Origin of the sequence: Endozoicomonas sp. GU-1, from assembly GCF_027366395.1 — a bacterium.
Classification (GTDB): domain Bacteria; phylum Pseudomonadota; class Gammaproteobacteria; order Pseudomonadales; family Endozoicomonadaceae; genus Endozoicomonas.
This window is the reverse complement of the sequence record NZ_CP114771.1, coordinates 831,956-855,988: the sequence shown is the minus strand read 5'-3', so window position 1 is coordinate 855,988 and position 24,033 is coordinate 831,956. Positions and strand designations below refer to the sequence as shown.

Annotated in this window: 23 protein-coding genes and 2 pseudogenes; 18 read left to right on the top strand and 7 right to left on the bottom strand. The window is 47.8% G+C overall.

Annotated features, from left to right (window positions below; all coding sequences use genetic code 11):
- Window positions 1–10 precede the first annotated feature (10 nt).
- Both O3276_RS03245 and O3276_RS03240 read left to right on the top strand, forming a co-directional pair.
- Window positions 11–694, top strand: coding sequence for a monovalent cation:proton antiporter family protein (locus O3276_RS03245; RefSeq protein WP_269674353.1), 684 nt, complete (start codon window positions 11–13; stop codon window positions 692–694).
- Between the two features lie 122 nt (window positions 695–816).
- Window positions 817–2,424 (top strand): hypothetical protein, encoded by a 1,608-nt coding sequence (locus O3276_RS03240; RefSeq protein WP_269674352.1) that lies wholly within the window; start codon window positions 817–819, stop codon window positions 2,422–2,424.
- 282 nt (window positions 2,425–2,706) lie between these two features.
- Here the strand turns inward: O3276_RS03240 and O3276_RS03235 are convergent, their stop codons facing one another.
- A complete protein-coding gene (locus O3276_RS03235; RefSeq protein ID WP_269674351.1) occupies window positions 2,707–2,934 on the bottom strand; it encodes a hypothetical protein in 228 nt (75 codons plus the stop codon).
- 61 nt (window positions 2,935–2,995) lie between these two features.
- On the opposite strand from O3276_RS03235, the gene O3276_RS03230 reads away from it, so the two are divergent.
- The 5 genes and pseudogenes from O3276_RS03230 (at window position 2,996) to O3276_RS03210 (ending at window position 8,430) form a co-directional block, all read left to right on the top strand.
- Window positions 2,996–4,411: a hypothetical protein gene (locus tag O3276_RS03230; RefSeq protein ID WP_269674350.1), complete on the top strand. Its 1,416-nt coding sequence runs from the start codon at window positions 2,996–2,998 to the stop codon at window positions 4,409–4,411.
- Window positions 4,412–4,480: 69 nt separating this feature from the next.
- Window positions 4,481–4,684, top strand: a complete 204-nt coding sequence (locus O3276_RS03225; protein ID WP_269674349.1) for a DUF2970 domain-containing protein — start codon at window positions 4,481–4,483, stop codon at window positions 4,682–4,684.
- Window positions 4,685–5,003: 319 nt separating this feature from the next.
- A pseudogene (locus tag O3276_RS03220) lies at window positions 5,004–6,658 on the top strand (nitrite/sulfite reductase).
- A complete protein-coding gene (locus O3276_RS03215) occupies window positions 6,642–7,142 on the top strand; it encodes a DUF934 domain-containing protein (RefSeq protein ID WP_269674348.1) in 501 nt (166 codons plus the stop codon). The pseudogene O3276_RS03220 and the gene O3276_RS03215 overlap by 17 nt, the downstream one beginning before the upstream one ends.
- Window positions 7,143–7,257: 115 nt before the next feature.
- Window positions 7,258–8,430 (top strand): cation:proton antiporter domain-containing protein, encoded by a 1,173-nt coding sequence (locus O3276_RS03210; RefSeq protein WP_269675927.1) that lies wholly within the window; start codon window positions 7,258–7,260, stop codon window positions 8,428–8,430.
- Window positions 8,431–8,451: 21 nt separating this feature from the next.
- Here the strand turns inward: O3276_RS03210 and O3276_RS03205 are convergent, their stop codons facing one another.
- The gene (locus O3276_RS03205) at window positions 8,452–8,976 is read right to left on the bottom strand and encodes an OTU domain-containing protein (protein WP_269674347.1); all 525 of its coding nucleotides are present in this window, start codon (window positions 8,974–8,976) and stop codon (window positions 8,452–8,454) included.
- Between the two features lie 119 nt (window positions 8,977–9,095).
- On the opposite strand from O3276_RS03205, the gene O3276_RS03200 reads away from it, so the two are divergent.
- Window positions 9,096–9,344 (top strand): hypothetical protein, encoded by a 249-nt coding sequence (locus O3276_RS03200; RefSeq protein ID WP_269674346.1) that lies wholly within the window; start codon window positions 9,096–9,098, stop codon window positions 9,342–9,344.
- A 650-nt stretch (window positions 9,345–9,994) separates the two neighbouring features.
- Here O3276_RS03200 and sohB read toward each other — a convergent pair.
- The gene (sohB, locus tag O3276_RS03195; RefSeq protein ID WP_269674345.1) at window positions 9,995–11,044 is read right to left on the bottom strand and encodes a protease SohB; all 1,050 of its coding nucleotides are present in this window, start codon (window positions 11,042–11,044) and stop codon (window positions 9,995–9,997) included.
- Between the two features lie 224 nt (window positions 11,045–11,268).
- Here sohB and O3276_RS03190 point away from each other — a divergent pair, with 224 nt between their 5' ends.
- The 8 genes and pseudogenes from O3276_RS03190 to O3276_RS03160 all read left to right on the top strand — a co-directional run bounded on the left by O3276_RS03190 (window position 11,269) and on the right by O3276_RS03160 (window position 18,248).
- On the top strand, window positions 11,269–11,583 hold the full coding sequence (locus O3276_RS03190) for an SCP2 sterol-binding domain-containing protein (protein WP_101745809.1): 315 nt from the start codon (window positions 11,269–11,271) through the stop codon (window positions 11,581–11,583).
- A gap of 244 nt (window positions 11,584–11,827) precedes the next feature.
- Window positions 11,828–12,361, top strand: coding sequence for a GspH/FimT family pseudopilin (locus O3276_RS03185; RefSeq protein WP_269674344.1), 534 nt, complete (start codon window positions 11,828–11,830; stop codon window positions 12,359–12,361).
- Complete coding sequence (pilV, locus tag O3276_RS03180; RefSeq protein WP_269674343.1) at window positions 12,348–12,875, top strand: type IV pilus modification protein PilV; 528 nt, start codon at window positions 12,348–12,350, stop codon at window positions 12,873–12,875. The genes O3276_RS03185 and pilV overlap by 14 nt, the downstream gene beginning before the upstream one ends.
- Before the next feature lie 94 nt (window positions 12,876–12,969).
- Window positions 12,970–13,026 (top strand): annotated as a pseudogene (locus O3276_RS25415) (prepilin-type N-terminal cleavage/methylation domain-containing protein); the annotation flags it as partial.
- Window positions 13,027–13,080: 54 nt separating this feature from the next.
- Window positions 13,081–13,857, top strand: coding sequence for a PilW family protein (locus O3276_RS03175; protein WP_332328241.1), 777 nt, complete (start codon window positions 13,081–13,083; stop codon window positions 13,855–13,857).
- Between the two features lie 6 nt (window positions 13,858–13,863).
- Window positions 13,864–14,421, top strand: coding sequence for a pilus assembly PilX N-terminal domain-containing protein (locus O3276_RS03170; RefSeq protein ID WP_269674341.1), 558 nt, complete (start codon window positions 13,864–13,866; stop codon window positions 14,419–14,421).
- A 69-nt stretch (window positions 14,422–14,490) separates the two neighbouring features.
- Complete coding sequence (locus tag O3276_RS03165; RefSeq protein WP_269674340.1) at window positions 14,491–17,829, top strand: pilus assembly protein; 3,339 nt, start codon at window positions 14,491–14,493, stop codon at window positions 17,827–17,829.
- Between the two features lie 23 nt (window positions 17,830–17,852).
- Complete coding sequence (locus O3276_RS03160; protein ID WP_101745803.1) at window positions 17,853–18,248, top strand: type IV pilin protein; 396 nt, start codon at window positions 17,853–17,855, stop codon at window positions 18,246–18,248.
- 161 nt (window positions 18,249–18,409) lie between these two features.
- On the opposite strand, the gene nudC is transcribed toward O3276_RS03160, so the two are convergent.
- From nudC to O3276_RS03140, 4 genes are read right to left on the bottom strand one after another with little or no spacing between them, the layout of a single operon-like run.
- A complete protein-coding gene (nudC, locus tag O3276_RS03155) occupies window positions 18,410–19,243 on the bottom strand; it encodes an NAD(+) diphosphatase (RefSeq protein ID WP_269674339.1) in 834 nt (277 codons plus the stop codon).
- Between the two features lie 52 nt (window positions 19,244–19,295).
- The gene (gene dnaQ, locus O3276_RS03150; protein ID WP_269674338.1) at window positions 19,296–20,009 is read right to left on the bottom strand and encodes a DNA polymerase III subunit epsilon; all 714 of its coding nucleotides are present in this window, start codon (window positions 20,007–20,009) and stop codon (window positions 19,296–19,298) included.
- Between the two features lie 35 nt (window positions 20,010–20,044).
- Window positions 20,045–20,485 (bottom strand): ribonuclease HI, encoded by a 441-nt coding sequence (gene rnhA / locus O3276_RS03145; protein ID WP_101745800.1) that lies wholly within the window; start codon window positions 20,483–20,485, stop codon window positions 20,045–20,047.
- Window positions 20,469–21,293, bottom strand: a complete 825-nt coding sequence (locus O3276_RS03140; protein WP_269674337.1) for a methyltransferase domain-containing protein — start codon at window positions 21,291–21,293, stop codon at window positions 20,469–20,471. Before O3276_RS03140 ends, rnhA begins: the two co-directional genes overlap by 17 nt.
- Before the next feature lie 232 nt (window positions 21,294–21,525).
- Here O3276_RS03140 and gloB point away from each other — a divergent pair, with 232 nt between their 5' ends.
- Complete coding sequence (gloB, locus tag O3276_RS03135) at window positions 21,526–22,308, top strand: hydroxyacylglutathione hydrolase (RefSeq protein WP_269674336.1); 783 nt, start codon at window positions 21,526–21,528, stop codon at window positions 22,306–22,308.
- Between the two features lie 42 nt (window positions 22,309–22,350).
- Window positions 22,351–23,976 (top strand): lytic transglycosylase, encoded by a 1,626-nt coding sequence (locus O3276_RS03130; protein WP_269674335.1) that lies wholly within the window; start codon window positions 22,351–22,353, stop codon window positions 23,974–23,976.
- The last annotated feature ends 57 nt before the right edge of the window (window positions 23,977–24,033 follow it).

The following is a 24,033-nucleotide window of genomic DNA, read 5'->3' as shown; positions in this document are numbered from 1 at the left end:
TGCCCGCTTTTTGACCCAGGAAAACAAAGCCTATGTTGCCATTGATGATGACCCTATTCATGTACATGAAGCGGGTCTTGCCGGTGATCCGGTCTTCTTTGGGGACTGCAGGAAATTAGAACTGCTGATGGCGGTTGGACTGGAGCGGGCAAGTCAGGTGGTTATCTGTATCGACCGCCCTGAAAATGCGCTTAAAATCCTACAGGCTGTTCGACAGCAATCGCCCGAGGTTCCCGTTCTTGTTCGCACGCGGGATGACAGTCAGTCCGACGCATTGAAAAAGGCCGGGGCAACGGTGGTTATTCCAGAGGTGCTCGAATCCAGCCTGGTCATTGTCAAGCACGCCCTGCTGATGCTGGGCATGAACCCTATCCGTGTTCGTCAAAGAGTCCATGAAGCCAGAACCAAAGGGTATGAAATCCTCAACGGCTTTTATCCGGGCATCAGTGATTACCTGCTGGAGAATGATACGAAAACTTATCGCCACGCCGTTACCCTGGGCAAAAAATGTGCGGCAGATCAGAAAACCATCGAGTCTCTTGATTTTAAAGGTACAGACGTTTCAATTGTCGAGGTCCGTCGAGATAACATGGTGCTGCAACCACAAGTCGGAATGATTTTAAATGCCGGTGATATTGTGGTTTTGACTGGAAGCAATAGCGATATTTCTCATATTGAGAAACTTTTTCACTAATTTATTGCCTAATAATAAGCAAGCAACAATTATAATCGTCGGATTATTTCAGGCTCCTGGCCTGAAATAGTTAACCTTAGATTGAAATGGCAATGGAGTGCCTCCCATTCAGGATGGTAGGTATGCCAAGAATAATTGTGTCCAATGACCGCTTCCAGAGTTTCCAGACTCTTCGATTTGCCGGGTTATTATCCTTGATTTTCTTATTGTGTAACACCTCACTGGCTTATGCATCCCATCAGAACGAACTTTACCTTTTATCACCAGGCAGCAGTTCTGATTTAGAAATAGCAGCTTCAGAACCGCAGGAAATTACAATTGCCATCGATACCAAAGGTCTTGAGAAAGATCTTCAGGGCAACATTCCTGTACAAATTGTTTTGGAAAATGAAAGTCTGTTATTTGAAAATGGTGAGCGGCAGATATTATGGCATGATCAAATTAGCGCACTAAAAAAAGAAAGTAACCAAAGTGTCACTACAGATGAGCTGATTTATTTAACACTCAAACCAGACCCAAGCCATTTTGACAAGATTGTAAAAATCAGGATAAAAAAAGAGAAAGATCTATCCAGGTTATCAGCACTGGCTGCATTTTTTCCTCAAATGATTCCTGTTATCTTCATGGATGAAGTTACCTTCGGCCCAAAGCCTGTTATTTTCTACGAAGCACTCATGAGATGGAATTATAAGCTATTGGGAGGTGATCTTGTTAAATCGATTCGAAACCTTGTTCTGAGCCAAACGTTTGGTAACCACAAATCCCTGGCAACGCAATGTTCAGCAGATTTTATTGAAGGGTTCCTGCTTTTTGAAGCTGCCAATTATGGAGAAACTTCGGCATCGTCCAGAACCAAAAGCCAAACCATCCGGGCCTATGTGATGAGCGCCCCCTTCAAGAGGCTGATGGACTGTATCTCAAACACAGTGGCATCAGCACTGTTTGATATCCAGAAAAATCACATTGGTGACGATTGGCAATATTTGCAAGGACTGAACAAAGAGTCGATCAATGGCCTGGCAAAAATCATGGTCGGCTATGGCTTTAATACCTTTGCTTTTGAGGCGGGAGACTTCTTTAAGTTACTGAAGCAAATCATTGGTTTTTCTAATGCAATTGAGGATCTTGCGTTGCAGAATGAACTGGACCGGTCAATCGTTAAAGCCACCCAATATACTCTTCATACAGGGTATGAAGATTTCTTTAAGGGCCAACTCAAATCACATAATGTCAATGAGCGCTACGCGCTGCCAATGGCCACGGGTGCAGGGGTTATTGAAATCCTGTTGAGGCTGTATGCCCAACAGGGGATGGCAGGTCGGGACCAGACTCATCAGGTTCATTCATTGACCAAGCGGGCCGAAGCAATTGGAGTATCCTTCAATAAATCCCTGGCATTACCGGAATTATCTGAACTTCAACTACTGACACTGGGTGTCGCAATACCTGCTGTTATTTATGGTGCATTTAAATTAACCACTGGATCTGATGTTTCATCTCCTTTGTTTAAACTCTTTGACGCCACTTATGAAGGAATGGTACTTGGTGCTGCCACGCATTTATTGTCACCTGTTCTTCAGAGATATGGTATTTGGGCAGCAAACACTGTACAAAAGCCTATTCTTCAATACATGGAGGCAGAGCTTGGAAGCTGGTCAGAATATTTTCTGGCAGATACGATTCGTTATCGCATAGATGTGGTTACTGAAAATCACCAGTCAAAAAACTGATTTTGATAATAGATATAAATTTTTATTAGTCCATTTGTGGGAATGCAAAGGGAATAAAAACAAAATTTGTATCTCAATTCATTATGATAAAAAAATATTAAATTCGTTTAAAATATTTGAAAATTCGTCTCTACAACAGAGATAACAACTTTAAACAGTATTATTCCAGATTTTTCTGCGGCAAAGGAGAGCCTTTCTACTTAGGTGGTAAATGATGGCTTTTCTTTTATCCTTCAAATCCAGAAAGAAACCTGAAATATTTAAATCAGGTACGACTACTTTTTATCCCCCGCCCCTGCTGTCACTCATATCCGGGTTATTTAACAGTAAAATCTTGCTGACATTTTTTGTCTTCTCAGTTTTACCGGTTGATTCTTTTGCTGTTAATATTCCGAAGCTATCTCCCAGTAATAACAATTCTGTGGAGATTACAGTAAAAGACAACACGCCACTTCGGCTGGAAATTGATACCGAGATATTAAAAGAACAAATTTTTGGTAAAATACCCATACGATTTCAATCAGAACATGATCAGGCTTTTTTCAGTTCAGGAAACGCAGAGTCCAACACAATGTATTGGCATGACAAGCAAGCTTCTGTTGTTGATAATGGGAAAATCCAGCGTGCCAATAATGACCGCTTTATTCATCTGACACTGAATACCACGGATGAAATGGTGGGTAAAAAAGTAAAAATCATACTTGAGAAAGAGGAGAACCTGTCCAGGGTAGCCGCTGTGGGTGCTTTTGTTCCTCAGGTGGTCCCCATTATTGCCATGAACATGGTAACCTGGCAGCCACACTCATTCTGGCAAAATCTTTTACGCTGGAATTATTTACTTCTGGGTATTGATGTTATTCATTCAATCCGGAACCTTGTCCAGAATCAGGTGTTTACGGATACTGACTCTCTTTTTGCCCAGTGCGCTGCGGATTTTGTTGAAGGCTTTACCGCCTATTCATTACTGGCAAATCATGGCGAAAAGGTGACCGGCGACCTGCACAGACCAGCAGCGGCGGCAGTAAACACCGGGAAAATTGAAAAAAACGTAATTGAGACAAGCAGGATAGAAACGTTCAGACTATTCATGAGGACAACACCCACCAATCGAATGCTTAACTGCATGTCTTCCGTTGTTGGCAGTTCACTGAAGACGCTACACAACGAAGGTCGCTTGCATCAGGTCCTTGGGAAATGGCCCATGCTCCACAGCCTGAATGATGAAACCATTGATGGTATCGCCATGCTGATGGTCGGGTATGGCCTGAATATGATTGGCAACGTTCCCGGAGGTGCGTTGTCTTTAATCCGAAGAGATCTGGGCTTTGACCATTTGCCTGAGCTTGCCGGTGATTTTAACAACTCGATAAAGACCAGTATTCAATACACCATTCACAATGGCTATATGACGTACTTTAAAGGCAGGGGGTGGGATGCAACGTCAGCTTACGCTCTTGCCTCAGGAGCCGGGTTGCTGGAAATCGGGTATCGTTTTTACCAGTTAAATGAAATGATACCTGCAGGCCAGGATGAACGCCTGAGCCTTTCAGATTCAGACGACACAAGCCTGCTCGCCAACCTGCAGCACCAGATAATCTCTATTGGAGAGCGGGCGGAGGCGATAACTTCATCAGGGTATCAACTGATCCCTCTGCCCGAAAACATCAGAGGCTATGTAGTTCCTGTAGCAGCAGCAACCATTCTCCCGATAGCAACCTATTACGCCATGAATGGGGTGTTGAATCATTACACTACCGGTGGTTTGAATATTGCCTTGCAAAGAGCAGTGACATCCGCAACCAATGGCCTGGTTCTCGGTGCAATGGCTTATGTGTTACTGCCCTATGTCAAGGATATGGGGGCCAGAGGTACCCAAATGCTGGCTGATCAACTGGTATCATGGACAGACGCTGATAACGATAGCTGGATCGGCTACTTTGCAGCCAGAGATACCCATTACCGGATCAGGGTTATCGTCCTCAATTAGTCTTAAGTAGTTGGCCAACTGAAATAACAAGATCATAATATGTTAACAGTTGATAAAGAGAGTTGGCTGATGTCAGAAAGAAAAGGAACAGGCATTAAATCAGTGGTGTTGAGTGCGCTGTCTGCTGCATTCGGTGTTCAGAAAAGGGCGAATCTGGAAAGGGATTTCCAGCAGGGAAAGCCAGCGCACTACATCATCGCTGGTATCGCCGGAACCGTACTGTTTGTTTTGATACTTTTATTTGTGGTGCATGTCGTCACTCAAAACACTTAAGCTTTTACTGAGAACTGACCCAGTATACCGCCGTCGCAACAACCAGCATTATCAATGCAACAGCCGCAATGGCATCAATTGTACTGTCTTTCATTATTTATCTCCTTGATACTGTCAAAAAGGGCACATATCGCCCCAACTCATTTAAATTAGCGAAACCCTGACCAACCATCAACTTATTGCACCCCTTTGATTTATTACTTTTTAGCCTACTTTTATTAATAAATAATAGTTTTACTTATAAATAAAAGTCAGTATTCTTCCTCTGTCCCAGGTTTCTGACCTGTTCCCTGGATGTGGCTAATCAGACGAACAATTCATGTATAAATACGATGATTACGACCAGCAGATAGTCGATGAGAGAGTCCTGCAGTTCAGGGACCAGACTCGTCGTTTTCTCGCTGGTGAGTTGCCAGAAGATGAATTCCTGCCTCTTCGTCTTCAGAATGGGCTTTATGTACAGCGCTTTGCCCCCATGCTGCGCATTGCGATTCCCTATGGCATGGTGAGCAGTACACAGATGCGTAAACTGGCCTACATTGCCAGACGTTACGATAAAGGGTATGTCCACTTTACCACCCGGCAGAACCTTCAGTTGAACTGGCCAAGGCTGGAAGAAGTACCGGAAATTCTGGAAGAACTGGCCTCTGTCGAAATGCATGCTATTCAGACCAGCGGCAACTGTATCCGCAATACCACAACAGACCAGTTTGCTGGTGTAGCGCACGATGAGATTATTGATCCCCGCCCCTGGTGTGAAATTATCCGGCAATGGTCCACTTTCCATCCCGAGTTCGCTTATCTGCCCAGAAAATTCAAGATAGCGGTTTGTGGCAGTGAACAGGATCGGGCAGCAACACAGGTGCATGATATCGGCATTCATGCTTTCTTAAATGAAAATAATGATGTTCGATTTAAAATCCTGGCTGGTGGCGGTCTTGGGAGACACCCATGGTGGGTTCCGTTATCAAACCATCCCTTGAGCCAGAGCACCTCCTGAGTTATCTGGATGCCGTACTGAGAGTTTATAACCGTTATGGACGGCGGGATAACAAGTACAAGGCCCGAATCAAAATTCTGGTGAAGGCGCTGACACCTGAGGTTTTTGCCAAGCAGGTTGAAACTGAGTGGTCTCACCTGAAAGAAACAGACGCCAGGCTTCCCCAACAGGAGATTGATCGGGTTCAATCTTTTTTTACTGAGCCTGACTACGACAAGCTGACCAATATCGACTTGACTGATCTGGCTTTAGCCGCCGAACCGGATTTTCAACTGTGGCTCAGACGAAATGTCCATCCCCATAAAAAGCCGGGGTATAGTGCTGTCACCCTGACTCTGAAGGCAACGGCTGATGCTCCGGGAGATGCCAGTGCCGAGCAACTGGAAGCTATCTCAGACCTTGCTGATCAGTTCAGCTTTGGCGAGCTCAGAGTGAGCCACGAGCAGAATCTGATTTTTGCCGATGTCCCCCAAAGCCGACTTCATGAACTCTGGCTGACACTGAAACCACTGAACCTGGCCACACCCAACCAGGGGCTGCTGACCGATATGATCTGCTGCCCGGGAGGCGACTTCTGTGCACTGGCTAATGCCCGCTCCATTCCGTTGGCAGAAAGCATTCAGCGACGGTTTGATGATATGGACTTTCTCCATGATATTGGCGAACTGGATTTGAACATTTCCGGTTGTATGAACGCCTGTGGTCATCACCATGTCGGTCATATCGGCATTCTCGGTGTTGATCGTAAAGGTGAAGAGTATTACCAGGTTCAGGTCGGTGGTGCATCCGGGCATGACGCTTCTCTGGGCAAGATCCTTGGACCCTCCTTCAAAATGGATGAAGTGCCGGACATCATTGATAAAATCCTGAAAACCTACGTCGAACTCCGCACTCCGGAAGAGCGTTTTATCGATACCTGTCGACGGGTTGGTGTGCAGCCATTTAAGGAGAAGGTTTATGCCAAAGCTGCTTAAGGATCAGCTAATCAGTCATGATGACTTTCAGATTCTGCTGCAGGATCCGGAAGAGCCCGTATTACCTGATGGCAATGTGCTCTTCCATGTGTCGTCAATTGATCAGGCTGTGAAAGCCAATGGCCTGCATAAAGGTCAGGTTGGCATCTGGTTTGACAGTGACGACGAACCTGAAACGGTGGCCAATGCCCTGAACCAGTTTGAAGTCATCGCCGTTAACTTTCCTCGTTTTATGGATGGTCGTGGCTACTCTCTGGCCCGTTTGCTTCGGGAACGCTTTGATTACCGAGGGGACATTAGAGCCATAGGCGACATTCTTGTGGATCAGCTCTATTACCTCAAGCGCTGTGGATTCAGTAGTTTCAGATTAAGGGAAGATCAGAATCCGGATTACGCCCTGGCCGCTCTGACCACATTTAGTACGAACTATCAAACCGCTGCCGATAAATTACCCCCTGTGTATCGGTTGAGGCATCAGCTCTAACCAAAGTTTGGAATCTCTTCCTTATTTGGAAGAGATTTTTCCCTTCTTCTGCACGAAAACCAAACTGTTGGTTATACTGTCCTTTCCATAAATAATCCAAGAATGAGCCAGAATGATGGAAAGCGGTTCCCTGCTCTTCTCTTTTTTTCTAATTTTCACCGGGGCAGCGATCCTCGCTACCGGAGCTCTGTTCACCCGTCAGCCCCTGCTGGTAGCCTATATAGCCCTCGGAGCCATACTCGGTCCGTTTGGACTGGAAGTGGTTAATGACACCAATCTCCTCAATGATATTGCCCATGTTGGCATCATCTTTTTGCTGTTCCTTCTCGGGCTGGACATGCAACCAAGTCACCTTGCCCATCTGCTCAGGAAAACGGCTACCGTTGGCTTACTGAGCTCATTTCTCTTTGCCTTGACGGGCTATGGACTCGGGCTGACATTTGGTCTGCCCCAGAACGAGGCGATCATCATTGGAGCAACCATGATGTTTTCCAGCACGATCATCGGCATTAAACTTTTGCCAACCACTGTGCTGCATCATAGACATACCGGTGAGATCATGGTCAGCCTGCTGCTTCTGCAGGATTTGATGGCCATTATTGCACTCCTGCTGCTTTATAACCTGAATCCGTCGCATAGTACTAACTACAACGAACTGATCATGGCCTTCATTGCCCTGCCAGCCTTGATCTTCACCGCTATTACGCTGGTCAAATACCTGCTGCTGCCATTGATGGTCCGCTTTGACCGCTTTCATGAATATCTGTTTTTGATGGCCCTGGGCTGGTGTCTTGGCTTTGCGGAGTTAGCTCATAGCCTGAACCTCTCCTATGAAATTGGTGCTTTTATTGCCGGTATCAGTATTGCCACCAGTCCAATCGCTCAATATATAGCCATCAACCTTAAACCGTTACGGGATTTTTTCCTGGTGCTGTTCTTTTTTTCTATCGGGGCCAGCTTCAATCTTGATTTGGTTGGCCAGGTACTTTTCCCGGCAACGGTGATGACCGGGGCTGTTATCCTGATCAAGCCGGTGGTTTTTGGTTTTCTGCTGCGCAAAGTCAGTGAAAATCGGTCCACAGCCTGGGAAGTCGGCTTTCGATTAGGTCAGACAAGTGAGTTTTCAATATTGATAGCGGCTTTTGCCAGCGGACAGAATCTGATTGGTGAGATTTCAGCGCATATTATCCAGGCAACAGCGATACTCTCACTGCTGGTATCTTCCTACATCGTCGTATTCCGCTTTGAATCCCCTATTGCCCTGTCAGAACGCTTGAGAAGGGATTAAGACAGATATGGAGCAGAATAATTAATTCTGCGCCATCTGCCGTCCCATAAAGTGTGGGCCATCAATCACCAGGAGGATTTTTCTTTGGGGAACCAGGCTACTGTCATAGGCATCAAGCCCATCAATGGATCGACCATGTTCATCGACAGCAAGAGTCACATTGTTATTAATATCTATGACAATGACTGGCATTTTGGCAACCTGTGCCAGGAAAAAAGTATCTATATGGTCTGAAAAACATCCCGGAGCGGCTATTTCGTCAAGTCCATTAGTTATGGAGGTATTGCCAGCGTTATAACCAACATCACCTTGTAATCGCGCATAAGCTCGTGCCTCGATGGGTGAAAAATGGCTGTTGCCATCTGGATAAAGCTGCTGCCATTCTCTTGCAAAACGGGCAACCTGTTGACGAAGATCTGCTGCATCTCTGGCTATTTCCGGGCATTGGTGGGCAGCTGAATCGTACAGGCAATTACCGTCTCGACTACTTCGATAAATAGTTTCCCCATGCTGCCTCAACAAAGCATCCACATCTGTTTCCTGCATCTGTATAAATTCCTCTGGCCCCACTATTTCATAAGCTGGTGGCGGCTCAAAAGGGTCTGCTACAACGAATCCCGGTAGTGGCGTGTAGGCCGGGGGAGGCTCGGCAGGAAGGGGATTTGATGTTACTGGAGGCACATGCGCGGCCGAAGTCCCTGCTGAAGCAGGAGGCTCAGCAAAGGCGGAGTATGGAGGTGGTGCCGATGGCACATAAGAAGCATAATTTGCAAACCTTGGCGGGTCTACATAAGGAGCAGTGGATGGGGTCGCTGCCGATGGTGGAACATACGAAGCAGTGGATGGCGGCGGTGACGATGGTGGAATATATGAAGCAGTGGATGGAGATGGTTGAATGGGAGCTTCAGGACTAACCGTATCCGCTGAGATGGGCTCTGGCGACTGTATATCAGGTGGTGTCGTTGTGCTGTTTCCACCCCTATGGTGGTAAAAATACCCAATGATACACACCCCAAGTACAGCAGTTACAGCACCAGCGGCAATAATCGCAGCCAGGGGACTGGCAAACAAAGAAACAGCCAGGCCCGCAAGCCCTCCTAAAGCTAAAACGGCCACCCCGGCAACTGCCCGAACGGTTCTGGACTGCGTCCAATGCTTAGTCTCAACGACATTATTGTCATTATGCGACTGATTATGATGGTAACCAGTCGCTACTGATGCTCCAACAGGGTTCATTATTATTGTCCATTTGAATAACTGATAGAGCATTTGACAGCTATTTAGATCTATAGTTCAAATTTAATCAGCGCAGATAAGAACAAAAATGATGAATCCCTGAAGAAATAGGAGGCTGACCGAGAATAGCGCCCTTAGCGAGGATGGCAGAAAATTGAGGATAAAAATTCGGTTTTGTGAGATGAATAGCGGGGCTATTTGCCGAACAAAAGCGGATTTTTAGACCAATTTGCTGCCACCGCACGACTGCATGGATGCAGGAGCTAGGGCAACGCAGGAGTAGTTGCCGCGTAGGGCAGTCTATTCTCGGTCAGCCTCCCAGGTACTGCTAAGAAAAGAAGCGACTGGTGTTAAACCGTCCCCACCACTTCATCAAGGTGTTATCCAGGGCTGACTCAGCCGCCATCCCCAGTTTGTCGGCAACGCCTTTTTTCATCGCATACTCAACCTGTACCAGAACAGCCTCATCGACCCTCCGGTAGATATACTCATCACTGGTGCTGATCTCATCAATAAGGTTAAGCGTCAGGGCTTTCTGACCATACCAGATTTCACCGGTTGAAACCTGATCAATATCAACAATTTCCCGCTCGGTCTTGACAAAATCCTTGAATAGCAGATGTGTATCTTCCATATCCTGGATAAATTTCTGCCGTCCTTTTTCGGTATTTTGCCCAAGAACGGTCAAAGTACGCTTGAACTCACCGGCAGTGTGTAACTCGATATCCACATCATGCTTTTTCAAAAGACGGTGAACATTGGGCAACTGTGCCATTACGCCAATAGAGCCCAGTACTGCAAAAGGTGCTGCAACAATATGATTGGCAACACAGGCCATCATATAGCCACCACTGGCAGCCACTTTATCGACGGTGACCGTCAACTTAATTCCTTTATCGCGGATTCGCTTCAGCTGGGATGCAGCCAAACCATAGGAATGAACCAGACCGCCACCACTTTCCAGCCGGATCACCACTTCGTCCCGCTCTTTATCTGCCAGAGAAAGAACCGCCGTAATCTCTTCCCTCAGCGATTTGACCGCTGAGGCTTTAATATCGCCATGAAAATCCAGTATGAAAACTCTTGGTTTACCCTCTTCCTCACACTCTTTATTCTTTTTGGCTTTTTTCTCCAGCTTGGCCTTTTCCTTCTGCTCTTTGGCTTCTTTTTTCAGCTCAGCCTTATCCAGCAAGGCATGTTTCAAATCCGCCTGAAGGTGCTCGTAGTGTTCATTAAGACGAGTAATCTCAAGATGTCCCTTGTGCATTTTTCTGGCTTTCTGGCTTATAGCTGTCACCAGAGCCACTAAAATCACCACACCACCAATCAGGGTAAACGTTTTGGCCAAAAACAAAATAAAGTCTGCCAGATACTCCAAAGGGACCTCCTTAGAAAGGCTTGTGAGTTCCAATATCAAAATGGCCTATATGATAACTGATTTATCATTGGCGGGGACTATAAAAAAGTGATGGGTGCCGGAAATTGTTACTGTCAGAGATTCATACAAGCGTTTGAATTTCATTGACACATTCGGTAAATACTCATAACATCGGTTTTGTCTAACCAGAAATGCTTAATGTTAAGAAGAAGGATAAAGAAAATATGAGCACTCCTGCCGAAATCATTGAGTCCATGAAAAGCCGCTTTAATACCGATGCAGCTGCAGGCGTCGATGAGATTTTCCAGTTTGATATCGAAGATGCTGATGCCTACCACCTGATCATTAAAGATGGGGCTCTGGATATCGTTGCTGGCACCCATGACGACCCAAGCGTAACACTGATTATGGACAGTGAAACCATGTCTGGTGTGATGTCCGGAGAAATTGATGGCATGCAGGCATTTATGATGGGTAAGTTGCGTGCTGAAGGAAACATGATGCTGGCTACCAAGCTTGGTGCCTATTTCCCTAACTAATAGACGACTATCTGTTAACTGTTTGTGAAAAAAAGCTGTCCCCTGATAGATCATCCCAAAAAGCCAGCCCTGGATAACTTCAGAGCTGGCTTTTTTTATTGTCGAAACCCTCTCATATCGGGAAATTCATTGCCATTTATCCAAAAATAGCTACCGCTTATCTCGAATGACGTGAGAAATCAGGTGAGAAAAGATATACAATCACTGACTTTTAATAATAACAATAACGCCATCAGCACCATCGATGAAAAAAATGGATGAAAAGATAAGAGAGTTCATACCTGAAAATTCTGCTGGCTTTACTTTGGTAGAATTGATCATCACCCTGACCGTTCTAAGTATTCTGTCGTCTATTGCCTACCCCTCCCTTACCGAGAGTATTGCCAATAACCGAGTCCGCAGCCACGCCGAAGAGATACAGAGTATCCTGGCATTTGCTCGCTCAGAAGCGATCACCCGTGGTACTGATGTTATTATCTCACCGGATAATGGCTGGGCAGGCAACAATGGCAGGGTGACCGCCAATGGTGCCACCATACTGCAACTCCCTCCCCTTTCCGGTACCGCAATCAATTCGACTGCCGCACAGTTCAGTTTTGATGCACGGGGGCTTTTCACCGGAGCCAATGTTGTTATCAATGATGCCAAAGCTTCTCATACTGCAACATTGAGTATTGATGGTGGTGGCGCTACATCACTATTGATAACTGGAAAGGTTCAGGAACAGCTTGAGACAGATACCGGCAATGCCCAGGAAACAAGTGATGAACAGAAATAACGGCTTTACCATGATTGAAGTGCTGGTGGCCATGATCATCATATCAGTGGGATTGTTAGGCATTGCCGGTCTGGTGGTTGAGTCCCGAAAGAATATCGTTGAAGTACAACAACGATCCATTGCCTTACAACTGGCTGAGGATCTGTTAGCCCGTATTAATGCCAATAATTCCGGGCTGGCCAGCTACAACGGCGATATTGCTGCCGCACCAGCCCTGCCAGCAACCCTGTGCGACGGGGCGAATTCTAACTGTACACCCGCGCAAACAGCCGCCTTTGACCTCTGGCAATGGGGGGCGGCTCTCTTTGGTAATGAGGTGCAAACTGCTGCAAACACAGGCGCGGGTGGTCTCATTTCACCAAGAGCATGCATCAACATCAATAATACCGACGTGACCCTGACGATTGTCTGGCGGGGAAATTTACCCGCCCCGATACCAGGGCAGCGGTTACCTGCGGAGACGCAGATGCAGGCTATCGCTCCACAGTGGATAATGATCTTCGTCGGGTCATGATGATACAAACCACCATCGGTTAGGTGCAGTACATGGATGTGAGCAAAGTCATGATAAAAAACCCGCGGGCCATTGCCAGTGATAAAGACAACAGGGGTTTACCCTGGTTGAACTGATGGTCGCTGTCACCCTTTCGCTATTTCTGCTGGCTGGTGTGGCCGTTCTCTATCTCAACACCTTTACCGCCCAGCGTGACAGCAGTGCCATGATTACTCTCAATGATAATGCCCGCACAGCACTGGCCATCATCTCCCGCGACCTTCGCTCTGCAGGTTATATCAATGGCTTGCCGCCAGAGAGCATCAATCAAAATGGCCTGGCGGTTAGCGATGATTGCACTGGCATCGCTGCAGCCCTGACCCCTTCCCCCGCATTTATGGCCGGACGGGCCAGTAACGATATTTTCGGCTGCGCTGCCGGGCAGCCCGGAGATTATACCGCCAATGATGGCCTGCCTTCTGACTGGCTGCTGTTCCGGGGAGCAATTGGCGAAGTGGTGACCAATCCAGTGGCAGACACTAACTACCTGGTCGCCAATACTCAGGAAGGCCACCTTTTCCGTTCTGCCAATGCGCCATTAATTTCCGCTGACCAGGAGATTCGGGAATATCAGTTCAGCCTGTTTTATCTTCGGGATAATCAGCTGAGGCTGACCCGTCTTGTCAATGACGCCCTGGTTGAAACCACACTGGCCAACAATATCGAAGCCATGCGGGTATTTCTGGGCATTGATGATAATGGCGATGGTCAGGTAAACCGCTATCAGGGAACACCAGCCAACACTAATAACTGGACAGAACAACAATGGAATGACGTACAAAGCATCAAACTTTACCTGCTGGCCACTACCGATCAAATCAATGGCTTTGAAGATTTTCGCACCTACCAGATGGGCGACATTACTGTTCAGCCCAATGGCGATAACCGCAATCGTCGTTTAGCCAGTACCACCATCTTTCTCTACAACCAGACCTATCGGTGACCGGGGATGACACAGTTCAAAGCAAAACAGGGCGGTATGATTCTGATGGTTTCCCTGTTGTTTCTAATGATGCTGACCACTATTGCTGTCACACTGGTTAACCAGTCCAGCCGGTCACCGCGCATGATCGCCAATGCGGAAATAAAGCTGATTACGTTCAACCAGGCACAGGCAACGCTCAACCAGATTGCGATTATGGGCATGGACAGTTTTGACCGGGGCATCTGTGGGGCGGACCAGGCTCCCTATAACCCATACGACCCTGACGATACCATGGACCAGGCACAGCAAGTGGCACATACCTGTGGCACCAACAATACAGCGCCCAGCCCCAGCATTCACTATCAGGCTTCCAGCCAGACGTTACCCCGCAGCGAGAATGCCAGTGGCGTTGGTAAGTACAGCGTTGAGTTTTACCAGATTCAAACGAACAGTGCACAGTCAGGCATAGCGACCTCCCTGGCCATGAACACCTATAAAGTGATGTTGGGTGAACAGGGTGGGTCAGCAACCGGGGACCGGAGTGTCAAGGTTGGCAGTACAGTGACAGCGGCAAGCCCATAGAAACAGTCAGGGACCGTATCAGGAAGTTCTGGTTTCAGCATTAACATGAATAACAAATGTGGTCGTATAATGTGGCATAAAGTGATTTTACAAGGTGTTAAATCTGCGGTAGTGATCGCTGTACTTTTACAGTGTCAACTTGTTGCCCATGCTGACGATACGGAACTGTTTACTGGTGCCAATATTAACAATAATGCCAGGCCCCAGGTGATGATCTTGCTGGATTCATCTGGAAGCATGAACAATAATGCCCCATCCATTCCCAAACGCCCCTACAACCCATCAATTACTTATGGTGGCGACCGGTCGTCCAATAACAGCTACACCATTTATTGGAATTACGAATTACTAGTTGATGGTAGCCCATGTACGCCAGTTTATTTTTTCGGAACAGTTGTTGGTGCAACCTGCCCTGGTAATTACCTTAACTGGTACAATCAGACCGAGTTCCAACCTTCTGGTACCCGAATCAACCTGGCAGTTAACGCAATTACCGATCTTATCAATAATAACCCCGAAGTTGACTTTGGCCTGGCTGCTTTTCTGAATGGCGATAATAGAGGCCGGGGGGGCTATATCAGACATCGAATAAGTCCGGATAGCAGCAATATTCTAAACGACCTGAATTCTATTAACCCGGAAGGTGGAACGCCTCTTTGTGGTGCCTACTACGAAGTGCTTAACTTTTTTATGGGTCGGGAATTATATCGGGCACAACTGACCAATAGCCGCGATACCAGTGTCGAACAAATTCTGGGAAGCCAATACAAAACCACCAGTGATTATGGTGATGTTCCTGTGGTTAAACCCTGCCAAAACCTGTACATCATCTATGTAACCGATGGGGAGCCGAGTAGTGAATCTACCGTAAATACAACAGTCAAGTCTGATACCCGGCTGCTGATCGATGGGCTGACACCCATTACCAGCTGCGATAATTATGCTGATAACAACAATGGAACAAGTGAAAATTGTCTGCCAAAGCTTGCCGAATATCTTGCTAACCCGGGCCCTGGCGGACTTGATGGTGACATTGACACCGGTAATCAAAAAGCATTTACCTACACCATCGGTTTTGCCACCGATCAGCCACTGTTATACGACACGGCGGATAAAGGAAACGGTGTCTGCTATACAACCGTTGGCAGCAATACGGACTCTGACACCGGATGTGTGGTAGTCAATGATATCGCTTCAGCATTCCAGGGTGCCCTGGGGGAAATTCTCCAGCAAACCAGTACCTTCGTTTCTCCAGCAGTTGCCGTAAATACATTCAAGCGAACAGAGTCGCTGGATAATGCTTACTATGCCATGTTCCTGCCAACCGATTCCGCTCGATGGAAAGGCAATCTGAAAAAATTGAAAATCTATAAGGATGGCTCAAGTCCCTCCTGTACAGAGTTGAAAGATCACGTGCCAGGCACCGTGATTGATCGGCGATGTGATGCGGCACTGGATGATGGCAGCAACCGGATCGCTGATGGCCGCAGTTCGTACTGGGGAACCGTTGATGATGGCAGTGATGTGGCCAGTGGGGGATTAGGGGCAACCCTTCTAAACTCAAGGGGGACGTTTTATACCAATTTGGTTAATGCTCAAAATCAGGAGTCAATTGGCTCACTGGATAATATTGATACGAGCCGTTTCAATCTTGGCGGTAATGAGAGCTTCACCGCTACAGATCTGATTAACTGGATCAAAGGACTGGACAGCAGTGGCAATACGCTGGATTGGGTTCTGGGGGATATTCTGCATTCAAGACCAGTAACTCTGAATTATGGTGACACTGATGGCGACGGCACCGAATACAGTGAAAATAAACCCGATATACGACTGGCTTTTGGCACCAACTATGGCGTCCTGCATTTTATTGAGGACCAGGGGAATAACGTGGTTGAGAACTGGTCATTCTTTGCCGGAGAAACCGCCGGTATCACAGCAAAGCTCTATGAAAACCGCGATGATGCAGGCCACCCCTACGGGCTTGATGGCCAGATAAGCGTGATCCGCCTTGACTATAACAAAGACGGCAATATCAAGCATACCGATGGTGATCGAATGATCCTCTATTTCGGCATGCGCCGGGGTGGCAGCAGTTACTATGCCGTTGACGTTTCCAATCCGGATGGCACTCCTACCCTGCTTTGGCGGATTGACCATACCATGCCCGGATTTACCGAGCTTGGCCAAAGCTGGTCAACACCGGTACCTGTTATTTTGCCGGGCCATCGGGAGTTGGTGACGACCACCGAAGGCGAGGTAACGACCAGCTCAATCAACTATAAATATGCTCTTGCCTTTGGTGCCGGTTATGACTCAACCAATGATGATGATCGCCAGGGTGAAGATTTTATCGATGCAGCGGGTGACTCTCATAAAGTCAGGAAATATTCACAAAATGGCCGGGGCCTGTTCTTCGTTGACGCTTCGTCAGGGTCATTAATCCAATCGTTTACTGCCCCTGACGCCATTGATACAGCAAACCCGATACAGTACGAAAGCAGTGATCTGAAATGGAGTGTGGTGGCATCCCCCGCACCCATGGACAGTAATGGTGATGGCCTTACAGACCGGGTCTACTTTGCAGATACCGGTGGCAATGTTTTCAGAATCGATATCGGTAAGGCTTATCCTGATGCCAATGCTCCCGATGTTGAAACTGCCCTGTGGTCCATGATCAAGCTTGCAGAGCTTGGGGCAGATGAGACAGATATACGTCCATCTCCGGATATTTTCGACGATCGTCGTTTTATGTACCAACCGGAGCTGGTGAGAACTACTTACCGGGGACGTGCCTATGATGCGGTAGTACTGGGCAGTGGTAACCGGGCCAACCCCATGGCCACTTCAAATACTGACCGTTACTACGTTATCCGTGATACCAATATTTTCTATAACCGCTTTGGCAGTTGTAATGACTGCACAACACCACCCAACGTTATTTCCCATAGCGACTTGTACGATGCCAGCAGCAACCTTATCCAGCAGGGTACTGATCAGCAAACCGCTAGTGGCCTGTCAATACTGGACAGTAGTAAAGGCTGGTATATCAACCTTGCCGCTTCGGGGGAAAAGACAACCACCACCGGCGATGTTTACAGCGGACAGTTGCTGTATAGCACCTATGCACCCTCCTCTGCCCCGGGGGCCAACATCTGCACACCCAGTATCGGTTCCAGTCGCTTTTATGTGGTGGACATTCACACTGCTTCAGCGATTCGGGACGTAGACAATGATAATGATAAAGAGATAAATGACCGGTTTTCCTTATTTTCCGTTGTAGGGATGCCCGGTGATGCCACTATTGTCTCCCTTGGTAAAGACAGCAACCTGATCGATTTGAATACCGGATACAGCGGTGCTGTCAATGAAGTCGGTATGCATCGCAGTGGCTGGATAGAACAATAGCAATACATCAGGAGTTAAATAACATGGGAAAAGCCTCAGGCTTTACGCTTATCGAGCTAATTATCGCCGTTGTTATTGTTGGCATACTGGCCTCTATTGCTGTGCCAAGTTACCAAAACGCTATCCAGAATGGTCGGCGTGCCGAAGGACAGACAGCATTGCTGGATATTGCCGGAAGACAGGAGCAGTTTTTCCTTGATAACCATCAATACACCGCCGATTTAAGGAATCTTGGCCTGGGAGCCAATCCATTTATATCAGACGAGGGTTGGTATTCAATCAGTGCTGCCTGTGGAGGTAACGGAGATGTTTTCGCCTGTTCCGACGGCTTTGTGCTGATTGCAACCCCACAGGGAGGTCAGGTACCTGATGGCGGCCTGGTCCTCGACTCTTTAGGTAACAGGTTCGGCAATTGGTAAAGATAAACAAATCGAAATTGGCCTGAAAACCCACTCTTGTCAGGCAAATACCCCCGCTATTCTCGGAGATCCTTCTGGTCGACAGGCTTCACCTGATGATTAACTTTGTTGGAGATATTTCAGGTTTATTTTTAAAAGTCATTAAATATGATTGGATAATATCAAACAAACAAATCCACCAGCTTTCTGGCTATAGTAAATCCCGGTGGCAGCTCTGGCGGATTATCCCGATGAAACCAGCCGCCAAAGCTGAGTTCCTTTTCTTCTAGGACAAGTTCACCACTTTTGTACTCCCCATGAAACCCCATCATCAATGAATGGGGAAAAGGCCAGCTCTGACTGAAACAGTAATGGAGTTTGCCCAGCGTGAGGCCTGTTTCCTCCAGTACCTCACGATGCACAGCCTCTTCAGCGCTCTCCCCGGGCTCGACAAAACCGGCCACCAGCGTATGCATGGTTGACGCTTTACCATGGCGATGATGTCGAACCAGAAGCATTTCATCCCCCCGGGTCACCAGGACAATGACACAGGGAGAAATCCTCGGATAGGCATGGTGCTCACATTGGGCACAAGCCATTGCCCACTCTCCGACTTTTTCCTGCATCTGATGACCACAACAGCCACAAAAGGCATGCTCCCTGCGTGAAGTCAGGATCTGCAGGCCATGGCTAAGGAAACTGTAAACCGTTGAGTCTGACCCAGACAGTAAGGACCTGATGCTAATAGTACCTGTTTCAACAGTGAGACTTGAGAGTTCAACAATCCCTGCTGCCTTGCCATGAAGATAGCCGGTGACTATCCCCTGTTGCTTGATGGCCAGCTGAAACTTGTCGAGACTGTACCAGAGGAAGTTTTCTCCGGTGCTTTCGTCATTTAAAACAACCTGCCCTTCAAACAGTACCAGCCAGCACTGGCCAATCAGTTCAGGTTGCAGGCCTTGCAAAGGTGAATAGTTCACATCCATCACATCGGTAAGATCATGATCCAGTGGCAAAGCAAACTCCTTGATTCCTTTCCATACCCTGAAGACACATTAAAATGATGAACTAATCGTTAGCAAGCCACAGGCAGTTACCCGACTGTTTTTGAATCTGTTCCAACTTGTTTTGATGGTTTTTCAACTCAGTATCACTGACAGAGATGACTCGCAGCGCAGGCCTGCCAGCAGCCAGTCGCCGGATAGTACTGCCCTCTTCCGAACCACCAGCACCATCCTCATTGCTGCCCAGGGAAAGAGCCGTCTGCCCGCCGGTCATGGCAAGGTAGACTTCTGCCAGAATCTCAGAGTCCAGCAACGCGCCATGCAGGGTTCGGGAAGAGTTATCAATGAAGTAGCGCTTACATAAAGCATCCAGGTTATTTTTCTGGCCCGGATGTTTTTTTCTGGCAAGGGCCAGAGTATCAAGCACACCACAACAGCCTTCTACATTGGGGAAACCCCGGCGTAACAGGGAAAACTCGTGGTTGATAAAACCAACATCAAACGCTGCATTATGAATAACCAGCTCAGCTCCACGGATAAACTCGAGAAATTCATCAGCAATGGTGCTGAACACCGGCTTATCGGCCAGAAACTCATTGGTAATGCCGTGAACTTCGATGGCTTCCTGCTCTACCACCCGCTGCGGGTTGATATAGACATGGTAATGGTTACCGGTGAGTTTTCGGTCAATCATCTCCACGCAGCCTATTTCAATAACCCGGTGCCCTTGTTTAGGGTCAATACCGGTGGTTTCTGTATCAAGAATGATCTGTCGCATAGTTAACGGTTCTCAAATATTGGCCAGGAGGCTGTCTACTTTTTGAAAGCTTCCGCACCCTTACAGGCCAGCCGGTCAGCAATTTCATTTTCCCGATGACCGGCATGGCCTTTGATCCATCGCCAATCGATATCGTGTCGTTGATTCTGTTGGTCCAGCAGCTGCCAGAGATCCTGATTTTTCACTGGCTGGCCCGCCGCTGTTTTCCAGTTTTTCCGTTTCCAGCCGGTCATCCATTCGGTGATGCCTTTACGGACATACTGGGAGTCGGTAGTAAGAATTATTGAGCAGGGCCGTTTCAGAGCCTTGAGCCCTTCTATCGCTGCCATAAGCTCCATCCGATTATTGGTGGTTTCGGGTTCACCGCCAAAGAGCTCTTTCTCTACAGTACCGTAGCGGAGCAACACACCCCAGCCACCGGGCCCGGGGTTTCCTTTACAGGCACCATCGGTAAAAATTTCAACTGTCTGACTCAAGAGAACTCCAGTCTTTGTTTACTTTCACGGAACTGCTTCTACCAGCACTGGGGCGGGTCAATGGCTGACCGACAAAACGCCTGCGCACATCGGACCACACCTTTCTTACCGGGGTCAGCCCGGGGGTTTCCCGGGTGGCAATCATCATATAAAAACCACCGACCGGCAGCTGAAGTTGTTCCAGCCTTTGTTCAATCAGATCACCACGCAAACCGGTAAAGAAACGTTTCAGCGGTTGAACATAGCCACCATGAACGATTCTTTCCACATTGAAATTGAGCAGGGCAAGCCAGTCTTTCAACCGTGACGGCGAAATAAAGTGCGCATCCCTGAGAAGACGACGCTGAGCTGGTACACACCACCGGGCAATATTGGTCATGCTGTAAGGGTTGAAGCCAATAATTATCAGCTTGCCGTCCGGTATAATGGTATTCGCCGCCTCACTGAGCAAACGATGCGGGCTGTCCACAATTTCCAGCGTGTGTTGCAACAGAACAAGATCCAGGCTTCCCGGTAACACTGGCCAGTAATGGGGATCAGCCATCACCTGTGGCCTCGGGCAATCGGCAAGATGACTGGAACCGAGGATAAACTGCCTTCTTACCGGACTGCTGAACATCAGGTCTTTGTGCCAGGAGGCAGAGTATTGCCCCGCATGGAAACCAAAGATGGTACCTAACTCTCGTTCCAGCAGACTTTTTTCATAGTCAACCAGTAACCTTCCTGAGTCGGTATCCAGCCAGCGGCGCAAGCCTCCAATACGGTCAGAGAAACTGCTTTTGGTCCTTTTCTGAAATGGTCGAATCATGCAAATTATTGTACCAATAAATATCCCAGAGACTTTTCATCATCAGGTCTGTTCATGTTAACCTCGTTAAGATCGAGTTTATACAGAAAATATTATTCTATGACATCAGCAGATATCGGCTATAACATCTTCAACCGGACAACCTCATAGCACATACCGGCTCAAAACTGATCTTCCCTGTGCAGCAGTATCAACGATGATCACAGGGATGAAAGAAAGGACATTCAAGGCGATGCTGATTATATCTCCGATACCCGCATTTAATGACAACTACATCTGGATATTTCATTCACCGGATAGCCGGGATGTTTTTGTGGTTGATCCCGGTGATGCCGGGCCAGTTGAACAGGCACTGAATCATCATGGGCTCAATCTGGTGGGTATTTTCATTACCCACCACCACTTTGATCATATTGGCGGGGTCGCTGAACTGACCCGCAACAGAAATATTCCGGTTTACGGTCCTGATAACCCGAACATCAAGGGAATCACGCACCCTTTGCGTGATAATGATACGGTTGAGCTCAGCTCCTGCCAGTTTACCATTCTGGCCACTCCCGGGCACACACTGGACCATATTGCTTACTTTACCGATTCCGGCGAGGATGAAAATCCAGCGCTTTTTTGTGGAGACACTCTATTTGTTGGTGGTTGCGGCCGATTATTTGAAGGGACGGCAGAACAGATGTACAGCAGTCTGTCCCGTCTGGCTTCACTCCCCGGCCATACACGGATTTACTGTGCCCATGAATACACCCAGGCCAATCTTGAATTTGCCCGGGCAGTGGAGCCAAATAACCGGAAGCTACAGGAACAGGTTATGCAAGTTGCTGAGTTACGCTCTGAAAACCGGCCTACCGTGCCCTCAACCCTGAGAAAGGAATTGGACACAAATCCGTTCCTCAGATCAGATCAACCGGAAGTTATTCAAGCCGCCTCTGACAGGGATCCGTCCTCAAGTGCCAGCCCCATCGACGTTCTAAGGGTAATCCGAGCATGGAAGGATAATTTTTGATAGTGGTAAAATAATGAACTGATAATACTCAGAACCCTATATATGACCAAAGCCCCCTACTTAACAGGCCAGCAGTTTACTTTTGGCCCACCCCGACGGATTCTGCCAACGCTGGCCCTTTCGCTGTTTCTGACGGGTTGTCAGCTGGTGAGTAACTCGCCCTCATCTTCGGCATCCACGGTCAAGAAAGAAACCAGGCCTATTGTTGAAAAGCCTTCTGTGGAAAAAGTGGCGGTAAAAACATCGGAGAAGATAACACCTGAAAAAAAAGAACCGGTGGTCATCGACGACCTGTGGGTTCGCATTCAGTCAGGTCTGGCAATGGATCTTGACCAGAATAACCCGCGAATTCAGGCGGAACTGAACTGGTATAAACGTCACAAGTCTTATTTCAGCCAGATTTCCAAACGTTCAGAGCCCTATCTCTATTTTATTGTCAAAGAAGCGGAAGCGAGAAATGTTCCACTGGAACTGGCACTGATGCCCATTGTAGAGAGCAGCTTCGACCCTTTCGCCTACTCTCATGCCGGTGCTTCAGGGCTCTGGCAGTTTATGCCGGCAACGGGTAAACACTACGGCCTCCATCAGAACTGGTGGTATGACGGTCGCCGGGATGTGGTACATTCTACCCGTGCAGCACTGGACTATATGCAAACCCTGTACAACAGGTTTGGCGACTGGGAGCTGGCACTGGCAGCGTTTAACTCCGGCCCCGGCCGGGTACAGCGGGCTGTTCGGAAAAACAAAAAGCTCGGTAAATCTACCCGTTTCTGGGCACTTGATCTTCCCAGAGAAACCACGGCCTATGTGCCGAAACTGATCGCTCTTGGCAAAGTGGTTCGAAACCCATCCAAACATGGCGTCCAGTTGAACAAAATCCCCAATAAGCCCTACTTCGCCAAGGTAGATACCAGTGGTCAGCTGGATATGGCCAAGGCAGCCAAACTGTCAGGGGTCGAACTGGAAGAACTCTACCGACTCAACCCCGGGCTGAACCGCTGGTCAACGCCACCGGAGGGGCCTCACCACCTGGTAGTTCCAGTCACTCATGCTGAACATTTCCGGACTCAGCTGGCAAACCTGCCGCCGGAGAAACGGGTAAAATGGGATCGCTACACAGTCAGTGCCGGTGATACCCTGAGCACCATTGCCATGAAATACCGGACCAGTGTCAATGTCATTACCGAGGCCAATAAACTCAGCGGAACCATTATCCGTATTGGTCAGGACCTGATGATCCCGGTAGCGGCGAAAACAGCAGAAAGTTACACACTCAGTGCCAGCCAGCGCCTTGCAGCAAAGCAAGACCGTTCGGTGAATGGCCGCTACAAAGTTGAGTATCTGGTAAAGTCTGGCGACAGCTTCTGGACGATTGCCCAAAAGTACCAGGTTGGTGTTAACGAGCTGGCCCGTTGGAACAATATGTCTCCCAAAGATACGCTGAGAATTAATCAGAAGCTGGTGGTCTGGAAGAAACAGGATTCACAAAATGCGGTTGTGAGAAAGGTACACTACAAAGTCCGTTCCGGTGACTCACTGGCCAAAATTGCCTCAAAGTTTAATGTGAATGTCGCCCAGATCAGAGATTGGAACAGCGATATGAGTGGCAAATTCATTCACCCCGGCCAACAGGTCACATTATTTGTCAACGTAACCCGCAACTTCTGACTCCCCACCTTTCCGGCAGATGCTATCCTGATAGCTTTCTGCTGTAAGGTCCTGAGC